The 11,350-nt window shown below is 67.1% G+C and carries 9 protein-coding genes; 5 read left to right on the forward strand and 4 right to left on the reverse strand.

Annotation, left to right across the window (positions count from 1 at the left end; genetic code table 11):
• The 5 genes from M4578_RS06625 to M4578_RS06645 all read left to right on the forward strand — a co-directional run bounded on the left by M4578_RS06625 (position 1) and on the right by M4578_RS06645 (position 7,172).
• Positions 1 to 1,494: an aldehyde dehydrogenase family protein gene (locus M4578_RS06625; protein WP_258092674.1), complete on the forward strand. Its 1,494-nt coding sequence runs from the start codon at positions 1 to 3 to the stop codon at positions 1,492 to 1,494.
• A 348-nt stretch (positions 1,495 to 1,842) separates the two neighbouring features.
• Entirely contained in the window at positions 1,843 to 3,438 is a 1,596-nt protein-coding gene (locus M4578_RS06630) for a GMC family oxidoreductase (protein ID WP_258092675.1), read from the forward strand.
• Between the two features lie 52 nt (positions 3,439 to 3,490).
• Entirely contained in the window at positions 3,491 to 4,603 is a 1,113-nt protein-coding gene (locus M4578_RS06635; protein WP_258092676.1) for a sugar ABC transporter substrate-binding protein, read from the forward strand.
• The gene (locus tag M4578_RS06640) at positions 4,600 to 6,171 is read left to right on the forward strand and encodes a sugar ABC transporter ATP-binding protein (protein WP_258092677.1); all 1,572 of its coding nucleotides are present in this window, start codon (positions 4,600 to 4,602) and stop codon (positions 6,169 to 6,171) included. Before M4578_RS06635 ends, M4578_RS06640 begins: the two co-directional genes overlap by 4 nt.
• Entirely contained in the window at positions 6,168 to 7,172 is a 1,005-nt protein-coding gene (locus M4578_RS06645; RefSeq protein ID WP_258092678.1) for an ABC transporter permease, read from the forward strand. The genes M4578_RS06640 and M4578_RS06645 overlap by 4 nt, the downstream gene beginning before the upstream one ends.
• Positions 7,173 to 7,384: 212 nt before the next feature.
• On the opposite strand, the gene M4578_RS06650 is transcribed toward M4578_RS06645, so the two are convergent.
• From M4578_RS06650 to M4578_RS06665, 4 genes are read right to left on the reverse strand one after another with little or no spacing between them, the layout of a single operon-like run.
• Complete coding sequence (locus M4578_RS06650; RefSeq protein ID WP_258092679.1) at positions 7,385 to 8,377, reverse strand: ABC transporter ATP-binding protein; 993 nt, start codon at positions 8,375 to 8,377, stop codon at positions 7,385 to 7,387.
• A complete protein-coding gene (locus M4578_RS06655; protein WP_258092680.1) occupies positions 8,374 to 9,351 on the reverse strand; it encodes an ABC transporter ATP-binding protein in 978 nt (325 codons plus the stop codon). Before M4578_RS06655 ends, M4578_RS06650 begins: the two co-directional genes overlap by 4 nt.
• Before the next feature lie 8 nt (positions 9,352 to 9,359).
• The gene (locus tag M4578_RS06660) at positions 9,360 to 10,286 is read right to left on the reverse strand and encodes an ABC transporter permease (protein ID WP_258092681.1); all 927 of its coding nucleotides are present in this window, start codon (positions 10,284 to 10,286) and stop codon (positions 9,360 to 9,362) included.
• A gap of 33 nt (positions 10,287 to 10,319) precedes the next feature.
• A complete protein-coding gene (locus tag M4578_RS06665; RefSeq protein WP_258092682.1) occupies positions 10,320 to 11,291 on the reverse strand; it encodes an ABC transporter permease in 972 nt (323 codons plus the stop codon).
• Positions 11,292 to 11,350: the final 59 nt, after the last annotated feature.

Here is an 11,350-nt window from a genome sequence, read left to right on the forward strand (position 1 = left end):
ATGCTCACGGACGCCCTGCTGCGCCGCGCCCGTGCCTTTGCCGCTGAACGCCACGGGCTGCTGATTGGCAAGGATTGGCAGCCCGCCGCCTCGGGCCGGCGCTTCGATGTCGAAGACCCCGCCACCGGCGCGGTCTTTGCCAGCGCCGCCCGTGCCGAACGCGCGGATGTGGACCGCGCGGTGACCGCCGCGCGGGGCGCGCTCGAAACCGGTGCCTGGGCCGAGATGAAACCCGCCGAGCGCAGCCGCCTGCTCTGGCGGCTGGCGGCGCTGCTGGAGCGTGACGCCGACCTGATCTCGCTGATCGAGACACTGGACATCGGCAAGCCCTTCGCCCAGATGCGCGGGCTCGACACCGCCTTTGCCATCGAGCTTTTCGAATACAATGCCGGCTGGCCCACGCGGCTTGCGGGCGACAGCCTGCCGCTGTCCAACCCCGGCGACTGGCACGCCTATACGGTCCGCGAACCCATCGGCGTCGTGGGGCTGATCGTGCCCTGGAACGCACCGCTGATGATGGCGGCGGCGAAGCTCGCCCCGGCGCTGGCGGCGGGCTGCACCGTGGTACTGAAACCGGCCGAACAATCGCCGCTTTCGGCGCTCTATCTCGGCCGTCTGGTACAGGAGGCGGGGTTCCCGCCGGGGGCGGTCAACATCCTCACCGGCTTTGGCGCCGAGGCCGGCGCGGCCATGGCGGAACACATCGGCATCGACAAGATCAGCTTTACCGGATCGGCCGCGACCGGGCGGCGCATCACCTTGGCGGCGCTTGGGAATTTCAAGCGCGTGACGCTGGAGCTGGGCGGCAAGACACCGGTGATGATCTTTCCCGACGCCGATCTCGACAAGGCCGCCTCCGCCGCCGCGCGCAGCATCTTCGCCAATACCGGGCAGGTCTGCAACGCGGGCGCGCGGCTTTATGTGCACCGCACCGTCTTCGACCGGGTGGTCGAGGCGGTGGCGGCACGCGCGCAGAGCCTGCGGGTCGGCTCCGGTCTCGATCCCGAGACCGACATGGGCCCGGTGATCTCGGCGGCGCAGCTCGACCGGGTGACAGGCTATGTGGCGACGGGTCGCAACGAAGGCGCCGAGGTGCTGACCGGCGGTGCGCGGCTCGACCGGCCCGGCCATTTCATCGCCCCCACGGTGCTGACCGGCACCAGCCTGGACATGCGCGTGGCACGGGAAGAGATCTTTGGCCCGGTGCTTTGCGCCATGCCCTTCGGCGACGACGACCTGTCCCGCATCGCGGCAGAGGCGAACGGCACCCAATACGGGCTGGGCGCGCAGATCTGGACGCGCGATCTGGGCATCGCCCACCGGCTGGCGGCAAGGCTCAAGGCCGGCACGGTACGGGTCAACGGCAGCGGGCTCGATCCCGCCCTGCCCTTCGGCGGCTTCAAAGCCTCGGGCTGGGGCCGGGAATACGGGCGCGAGGGCGTCGAGGCCTATACCGAACTGAAATCCGTCGCCATGGCACTCCCTGAGGTCTGATCCGATCCCCGCGGACGACCTCCTGGCCCGGCGGTTCACACCGCCGGGCCTTTTTGCGTCCCCGCCGGCCCGCCGCGAAACAGCCTGACACAACATCGACCATTAATTGGTCAAAATGGAATATTTGTGCCGCATATGAGGGCCGCGCCCCTGCCGGCACAAAAGAATTGCCCGCTTGTCCCGCTTAAACGTGCCGAAAGCATTGATCGACCCGCGCTCTGGGCGTCAGATGGCACAAGATTGCCATTAATTGCGCCAATAGATGATTCTGTTTCCTTTCCGGCCGCCACCCCGGGCATCGCGCCCCGTGACGCGCCCGGGCGCCGGGGACAGGACGGACAGGACGAAATGAAAACGGACTTCGATTATGTGATCGTGGGCGCGGGCTCTGCGGGCTGCGTTCTCGCGAACCGGCTGAGCGCCGATCCGAACACCAGCGTCTGCCTGATCGAAGGCGGCGGCAGCGACGACAGCCCGCGCGTGCGCATCCCGGCGGCGCTGCTCGCGCTTTATGGCAACCCGCGCTACGACTACGCCTATCAGACCGAACCAGAAGAACACATGAACGGCCGCCGTATCCCGGTAAACCGGGGCAAGATGCTGGGCGGATCGAGTTCGATCAACTCGATGGTCTATATCCGCGGCGCGAAGGAGGATTACGACCGCTGGGCCGAGAATGGCTGTGCAGGCTGGTCCTACGACGATGTGCTGCCGCTGTTCAAGGCGCTGGAACGCAACCTGATCGGGCAGGATCCGCGCTATCACGGCTTCGACGGCGCGCTTTGCGTCGATGCGGCGCGCGACCCCAGCCCGCTTTCCGAAATGTTCATCGAGGCGGCGAAAAGCGTCGGCATTCCCCGCAACGACGATTTCAACGGCGAAACGCTCTACGGCGCCGGCATCTTCAACCTGACCCAGAAGAAGGGGCAGCGCTGGTCGAGCCACACCGCCTTTGTCAAACCCATCCTCGGGCGCAAGAACCTCACCACGCTGACCGGTGCCGAGGTGACGGCGCTGGAGACCGAGGGCCGCAAGGTGACCGGCGTCAAGCTCCGGCGCGCGGGCCGCGACGAGCGCATCACCTGCCGCCGCGAGCTGGTGCTGAGCGCCGGGGCCATCGGCTCGCCGCGCATCCTGCTGGCCTCGGGCATCGGCCCGGCAGAGGAGCTAAAGACGCTGGGGATCGCCCCGGTGCTGGACCTTCCGGGCGTCGGCAAGAACCTCCAGGACCATGTGGACGGCATGATCACCCTGCGCAGCTCCAGCGCCAAAACGCTGGGCATCTCGCTGCGGACGCTGCCCCGGATCCTGACCTCGCCGCTGCCCTATTTCACCCGGCGCCGCGGGCTGCTGACCACCAACTACGTGGAATCCGGCGGCTTTGCGCGGACGAAATACGCCGGCGACCTGCCCGACATCCAGTTCCATTTCGTGCCCGCCTATCGCAGCCACCGCGGGCGGCTGATCGAGCTGGGCCACGGCTATGCGCTGCACACCTGCCTGCTGCGCCCGAAGAGCACCGGAGAGGTCGTGCTCGACCCCGCTGGAGACGGAACCAAGGCCCTGATCCGGAACCATTTCTTCTCGACCGAAGAGGATGCGGTCATCCTCGCCGACGGGCTGCGCATCGCCCGCGAGATCCTTGCCGCGCCGGCCTTCGCGCCGCTCAACGGCAAGGAGATCCTGCCGGGGCCGAAGGTCACCACCGAAGACGACATGCTCGCCTATCTGCGCGAGAAGGCGGCGACCTCGTTCCACCCGACCTGCACCTGCAAGATGGGCACCGACCCGATGGCGGTGGCCGATCCGGCCAGCCTGCGGGTGCACGGCATGGAGAACCTGCGCGTCGCGGATTCCTCGATCATGCCCGATCTGGTGTCGGGCAACACCAACGCCCCCTCGATGATGATCGGGGAGAAGGCCGCCCGGATGATCCTCGCCTGATCACCGGATCACAACCGCCCGGCACAGCCGGCCAACAGGAAGAGATGAGACCATGCCCCACAAGACCTCCGTTTCCAAGCTCGCGGCGCTGGCAGCGACCCTGAGCCTCGGCACCGCGGCGCCAGCCCTCGCCGATGCCATGGCCGATGCCGAGGCGCTGCTGGCCAAACATTCGGCGCTGCCAGAGTTCATCGTGCCTGGCGAGCCCTTCGACGCCCGCGCCTGCATGGCCGACAAGAAGGTCATGTCGATCCCGCTGACCATGACCGTGCCCTATGGCGTGGAGCTGGAAAAGGGCATGGCCACCGCCGCCGCCGAAGTGGGCTTCACCTTCGAGACCTGGGACAACCAGCTCAAGATCGACCAGTGGATCCAGGGCGTTTCGCAGGCCGTGGCGCAGGATTATGATGTGATCGACCTCGCCGGCGGCATCAATCCCGAGCTGCTCGGCCCGCAGCTTTCCGAAGCGCGCGACGCGGGCATCAAGATCTCGACCACGCAGCTTTACGACGTGACCCAAGAAGCGGTCGCCAGCGTCGATGCCTCTTCCAAGATCGACTTCACCACCGCCGGCAAGATCCTCGCGGCCTGGGCCTATGTGAAAACCGAGGGCAAGCCCAACGTGGTCATCATCGGGTCGAGCGACGTGCTGTCGAGCAAGCCCTATACCGACGCGATGGAAGCGCAGCTTGCCGAATACTGCCCCGACTGCAAGGCACGGGTGATCGACGTGCCGGTCAGCGAATGGGCCACCAAGATCCAGGCCAGCGTGCAATCGGCCGTTCTCTCCGACCCGGGCGTGAACTACATCTTGCCGGTCTTCGACTCCATGAGCCAGTTCATCGTTCCCGCGCTGCGCATCACCGGCTCCGAAGGCGCGGTGAAGATCGCCAGCTTCAACGGCACGCCCTTCGTGCTCGACATGATCCGCGAGGGCACCGTCGATATGGACATCGGCGAAAGCCTCGAATGGGCCGGCTACACCGCCATCGACAATATCATGCGCATGGTCTGCGATCTGCCCGAACCGCAGGGCAATTTCGTGCCGCTCTACATCTTCGACAGCGCCAATGTGGAAACCGCCGGCGTGCCCGCCACCTATAACGACGGCTATGGCGACGCCTATCTCACCGGTTTCCGCAAACTCTGGATGCTGGAAGAGTGAGCCTCGACCTGCCGCTGGCGCCCGTCCTCGAGATGCGCGACATCCGGATGCGCTTCGGGGCGACCTATGCGCTGGCGGGGGTCACCGTCTCGGTGCGGCGGGGCGAGGTGTTCGGGCTTCTGGGCCAGAACGGCTCGGGAAAATCGACCCTGATCAAGGTTCTGGCCGGTCTGCACCAGCCGGAACCCGGCAGCCGCGTCACGCTCTGGGGCGACGAGATGACCCCGCCGCTCGATCCCATGCGGATCAAGCGGCGCGGCGTCGCCTTCGTGCATCAGCATCTGGCGCTGGTGCCCTCGCTCACCGTGCTGGAAAACATGCGCGTGACCGCGCTCAAGACCCGCAGCCCCTGGCGCATGCGCTGGCGGCGCGAGGCGGCGGAAATCCGGCGCCTCTTCGCCGAGTTCGATCTCGACATCGACCCGTTCGCGCCGGTCTCGGCCCTGCCGCCGGTCGAGCGCGCCTTTGTCGCCATCGTGCGCGCTTTCGAGGATCTGCGCGCCTCCGAGGCCGGACGCCATGGCGAGGGCATTCTGATCCTCGACGAGCCCACGCCCTTCCTGCCCGCCGAGGATGTGGAGCGGCTGTTCACGCTCATCCGGAGCATTGTAAAGACCGGCACGTCCGTGGTGATCGTCACCCATGACATCGACGAGGTTCTGGCGATCACCGACCGCGTGGCGGTGCTGCGCGACGGCAAGCTGGTCGATGTGCTCGACACAGCCAGCGCCGGACGGCAGGCGATCCTCGACACCATCGTGGGGACCCGCATCGACAGTTTCGAACGCGCGCGCCACCCGCTGCCCGCAGGGCCCGCCGTGCTGCGGGTGGACCAGTTCCGCCTGCCCGGCGGCGCGCCTTTCGATCTGAAGATCCGCGCCGGGGAAACCCTGGGTGTGACCGGGCTGATCGGCTCGGGCTTTGCGGCGTTGCCCTATGCGCTCTTCGGCGCCGCGTCCGCCGCGGGGCGGCTGACGCTCGACGGCCGGACCGTCGATCTGGCCCGGCTCGACCCGCTGCGCGCGCAGCGGCTGGGGATTGCGCTTTTGCCCGGCGACCGGCTGGGCGCGGCGGGGATCGGGCCGCTGTCGGTGGCCGACAATATCACGCTGCCGCTGCTGGAAACCTACTGGCAGGGCGGCGTGCTGCGGCGCGGGCGCATGGCGCAGGATGCCGCGCGGCTCGCCCTCGCTCATGACGTGCGCCCGCCCCGCCCCGAGCTGCCGCTGGCGGCGCTCAGCGGCGGCAACCAGCAAAAGGTTCTGCTGGCCAAATGGCTACAGACCAAACCCAAGCTCCTGCTGCTCGACGAGCCCACGCAGGGGGTGGATTTCGGCGCCCGCCAGCAGATCTTTGCCGACCTCGACCGCGCCACCCGCGACGGTACGGCGATCCTCTGCGCCAGCACCGACAACGAACAGCTCGCGCAGATCTGCGACCGGGTGCTGGTCTTTGCCCAGAACCGCCCGGTGCTGGAGCTGACCGGCGCCGAGCTGACCAAAGAGGCGATTTCCGAAGCCTGTTTCAACAGCGCGGGCCATGCCGGTGCCGCGAAGGAGCCCGCATGACCGACAAGACCGCCCCCAGTGCCGCCGCCCCGACGCGCGGCGGCATCGACTGGAAATATCAGGCCGAGCGCTTTGCGCTGATCATCGCCTGGCTGCTGCTGATCGTGGGCTTCGGCTCTCTGATGCCCGACAGTTTCCTGAGCTGGCGCAGCTTCTCGGCCATGTTCGGCTCGCAATCGGTGCTGGTGGTGCTGACGCTGGCGATCCTGCTGCCGCTGACTTCGGGGGATTTCGATCTTTCCGGCGCCTCGGTGCTGGTGCTGAGCGCCATGCTCATCGCCATTCTGAACGTGCAGATGAACTGGCCGGTGCTGCCCGCCATCCTCGTGGCGCTGGCCGCAGGCGCGCTTGTCGGCGCGGCGAATGCGTTCTTTGCGCTCTATTTCCGCATCCATTCGCTGATTGTCACGTTGGGCATCGGCACCTTCGTCAACGGGGTGATCCTGTGGATCAGCCGCTCGCAGACCATCGCGGGGATCTCGATGGACCTGGTGGGCTGGGTGATCATCAAGCGGCTTTTCGGCATCCCGCTCGCCTTCTATTACGCGCTGCTGCTGGCGGCGGTGCTGTGGTACATCTTCGAATACACGATCCCCGGACGGCGGCTGCTCTTTGTCGGGCGCGGACGCGAGGTGTCGCGGCTGAACGGCATCAACGTGACGGCGGCGCGGGCGGCCTCCTTCATCTTCTCCGGGGTGATCGCGGCGCTGGCCGGGGTGCTCTACGCGGGCATGACCGGCTCGGCCGACCCGCTCTCGGGGCTGAGCCTGCTGCTGCCCGCCTTCGCGGCGGCCTTCCTTGGCGCCACGACGATCTCGCCGGGGCGGTTCAACCCCATCGGCTCGGTGGTGGCGGTGTATTTCCTGGTGACCGGGATCACCGGGCTCACGATGCTGGGCGCCGAGGCCTATGTGCAGAACCTCTTCTATGGCGGCGCACTGGTGATCGCAGTGGCCCTGTCGCAGCTCGTGCGCAAGCGCCAGCCGCAGGATTTCTCCTGAGGCCGGGGCCAAATCAAAAACGGGGGCAGAACGCGCCGCGCCAGCGCCGGACCGTGGTCTGGCGCTGGCAACGGTGCCCCTCTCGATTTGTCCCTGCGTAATCCGGAAGACCGCGACAGTCCGCGCATAGAACAGCCAAAGCGCCAGACCGTGGGAACGGTCCGGCGCCCGGGCCGCGCATGATGCGTGCAATAGGCCCGCCTAGCGGGGCGTCAGATCCGGCCTTCCTGCACCCCGTGGCAGGCCACCAGCGTGCCCTGCCCGTCCGCGCGGATCGACGGGCGCTCCTGCTTGCAGCGGTCGTTCGCGAAGGCGCAGCGCGGATGGAAGGGGCAGCCCGAGGGCGGGTTGATCGGGTTCGGCACCTCGCCCGACATCGGCTTGCGGGTATAGCCGATGCGGTTCAGATCCGGCACCGTTTCGAGCAACAGCTTGGTATAGGGATGCCGGGGCGCCGAGAACAGCCGCTGCGCGGGGGCCTGTTCGACGATGCGGCCCAGATACATGACCCCCACCCGGTCGGCCATATGCGAGATCACCGCGAGGTTGTGGCTGATGAACAGGAAGGTGAGGTCGAACTCGGCCTGAAGGTCTTTCATCAGGTTGAGGATCTGGCTCTGCACCGACACGTCCAGCGCCGAGGTGGGCTCGTCGCAGACCAGGAATTCCGGATTGGTCGACAGCGCCCGCGCGATCGAGATCCGCTGCCGCTGCCCGCCCGAGAATTCATGCGGATATTTGCGCTTGTCCGCCGGCGACAGCCCGACCAGCGTCAGCAGCTCGTCGATGCGGCGATCCATCTCCGCCGGGCTGCTGCACAGGTTCAGCGTGCGCAGCGGCTCGGCGATGATCTCGCGGATGCGCCAGCGGGCGTTCATGCTGGAATAGGGATCCTGAAACACCATCTGGATGCGCCGCCGCAGCGCCGCCAGATCGCGCCGCCCGGCGCTGGCCAGATCCACACGGTCGAAGCGCACCGCGCCCTCGGTCGGGCGCATCAGTCCCACCGCCAGCCGCGCCACGGTGGACTTGCCGCAGCCGGACTCGCCCACAAGGCCAAAGGTCTCGCCCCGGGCGATCTCGATATCGACGCTGTCCACGGCGCGGACCACCTTGGCCCCGCCCTTGCGGAAGCGCGTGTTGAGCCCCGAGGACAGGGCGAAGTGGCGGGACAGCCCCGCCAGGTCAATCAGCGGCGCGGTCATGCCTCTTGCTCCCCATGTTTCCAGCAGGCGACGCGATGGCCGCCCAGATCAACGGTCTCGGGCCGCTCGCGCCGGCAGCGGTCGAAGACCGCCGGGCAGCGCGGGTTGAACGGACAGCCCTGCGGGATATTGGTCAGGCGCGGCATGGACCCGTCGATCTGATACAGCCTGTCGCGGGTTTCGCCGATCGCCGGGATCGAGGCCATGAGCCCCGCAGTATAGGGATGGCGCGGCGCGCGCACGACCTCGGCGACCGGGCCCAGCTCGGCGATCCGGCCGGTATACATCACCGCGACGCGGTCGGCGGTCTCGGCGATCACCCCCATGTCGTGGGTCACCAGCACCACCGCCGTGCCATGCTCGTGGCAAAGCCGTTTCAGCAGCGCGATGATCTGCGCCTGGATCGACACATCGAGCGCGGTGGTCGGCTCGTCGGCGATGATCAGCTTGGGGTTCGCGCAAAGCGCCAGGGCGATCACCACCCGCTGCCGCATCCCGCCCGAGAACTGGTGCGGATACTGGTCGAGCCGCTGCTCGGGCGCGGGAATGCCGACCTCGGCCAGAAGCGACAGCGCCCGCGCGCGGGCCTCTGCCCGGCTCATGTCCAGATGGGTGCGGATCGTCTCGACCAGTTGCTGGCCCACCGTGAACAGCGGGTTGAGGCTGGTCATCGGGTCCTGAAAGATCGCCCCGGCGATCCGTCCGCGCACCTTGCGCATCTCGGCTTGCGAGAGGTTATCGACGCGCTTGCCGTCGATCCAGATCCGGCCGCCGGCGATCCGCCCGGGCGGGCGCAAAAGGCCGATGATCGCGGCGCCGGTCAGCGATTTGCCCGCCCCGGATTCGCCCACGACCCCCAGCACCTCGCCGCGCGCCAGTTCAAAGGACACGTCATCGACCGCCACAAGCGTGCGGTGGCGCGTGGGAATCTCGATACGCAGGTTCTCGACCTGAAGAATGGGTCCGTCGTGCATCGCCCGGCTCACCTCAATTGCGGATTGAGCGCATCGCGCAGCCAGTCACCGAGAAGGTTCACCGACAGCACCAGAAGCGCCAGCGTGACCCCCGGCAGGATGGTGATCCACCACTCGCCGGAGAACAGGAAATCATTGCCGATGCGGATCAGGGTCCCGATCGACGGCTCGGTGGGCGGCATGCCCAGCCCGAGGAAGGACAGGGTCGCTTCGGTCAGGATCGCGATGGCCAGATGCACCGTGCCCAGCACGAAGATCGAGCCGGTGGCATTGGGCAGGATGTGCCGCATGGCGATGGTCACCGGGTTCACCCCGATGAGCCGCGCCGCCTCGACATAATCCTTGCCCTTTTCCACCATGGCGATGCTGCGCACGGTGCGCGCATATTGCACCCAGCCCGAGATCGCGATGGCCAGGATCACGATGGGCATGGCCAGCGAGGCGTGCTGCTCCTGCGGCAGCACGTTGCGCGCCACCCCGTCGACCAGCAGCGCGATCAGGATCGCCGGAAACGAAAGCTGGATATCGGCCAGCCGCATGATCGCGGAATCGAACCAGCCGCCGACCCAGGCCGCGACCAGCCCCAGCGCCGTGCCCACCAGCGCCGACAGCAGCACCGCCGAGACCGAGATCGTCAGCGACAGCCGCAGCCCGTAGAGGATGCCCGAGAACACGTCGCGCCCCTGATTGTCGGTGCCCAGCGGAAAGGTCATGTTGCCGCCATCCGACCAGAAGGGCGGGATCAGCCCGTTCATCAGGTCGATGCCCGAGGCATCATAGGGATCGTAGGGCGCCAGTATCGGCGCGAGGAGCGCCGACAGGATCAGGCTGCCCGCGACGACAAAGCCGACGATGGCCAGCGGGCTCCTGCGGAACTCGTAGAGGATGTCGCTGTTCCAGAAGGCGGCCCAGCGGGAAAGTCCTTGATCGGTCATGATTGTCCTTGCCCTGCCCGTTCCGTCGCCCGCCTAGGTCCAGCCCGAGCGCAGGCGCGGATCGACGACGAAATAGAGAATGTCCACGAAGAGGTTGATCGCCACGAACATCAGCGAGACGAAGACCAGATAGGCCGCCATCACCGGGATGTCGCCGAAGTTCAGCGCCTGAATGAACAGCAGCCCGAGGCCCGGCCACTGGAACACCGTTTCGGTGATCACGGCGAAGGCGATGATCGAGCCCATTTGCAGCCCGGTGATGGTGATCACCGGCACCAGCGTGTTCTTGAGCGCATGGCGGAAATAGATCGCCCGCGAGGTCAGCCCGCGCGCCTGCGCAAAGCGGATGTAATCGGTGCGCACGATCTCGAGCATCTCGCTGCGCACCAGCCGCATGATCAGCGTCATCTGGAACAGCGACAGCGTGACCGAGGGCAGCAGGATGGATTTCAGGCCCGACCAGCTCAGCAGCCCGGTCGACCACCAGCCCAGCATCACCACGTCGCCGCGTCCGAAGGGCGGCAGCCAGCGCAGCACGATGGCAAAAAGCACGATCAGCACAATCCCGGTGAAGAAGGTCGGCAGAGACACCCCGATCAGCGACACCGACATGAACAGTTTCGACAGCCACGACCGTGGCCGGATCCCGGCGTAGATCCCCATCGGGATGCCGACGAGCAGCGCCAGGAACACCGCGACGAGGCTCAGTTCGGCGGTCGCTGGCAGGCGCTCGGCCACGATGTCGATCACCGGGCGGGCATATTGATAGGAGAGCCCGAAATCCCCCTGTACCGCGCGCCCGATAAAGCGGGCGTATTGCACCAGAAACGGGTCGTCGAGCCCCAGCTCGGTGCGCAGCCGCGCCCGGTCGTCGGTCGAGGCCGAGGGCCCGAGCATATTGTTCACCGGGTCGCCCACATAGGTGAACAGCGCAAAGGCGATGAGGCCCACGGCCAGCATCACGCCAATCGACTGCAAAATCCGGCTGATGATGAATCGGATCACGCCTGGTCCTTTCTTCCGCTCTGCGGATTGTCCTGCCCCCCGCTCCGCGAGGCGCCCGA

It is taken from the genome of Salipiger pentaromativorans, assembly GCF_024721115.1.
Classification (GTDB): domain Bacteria; phylum Pseudomonadota; class Alphaproteobacteria; order Rhodobacterales; family Rhodobacteraceae; genus Salipiger; species Salipiger pentaromativorans.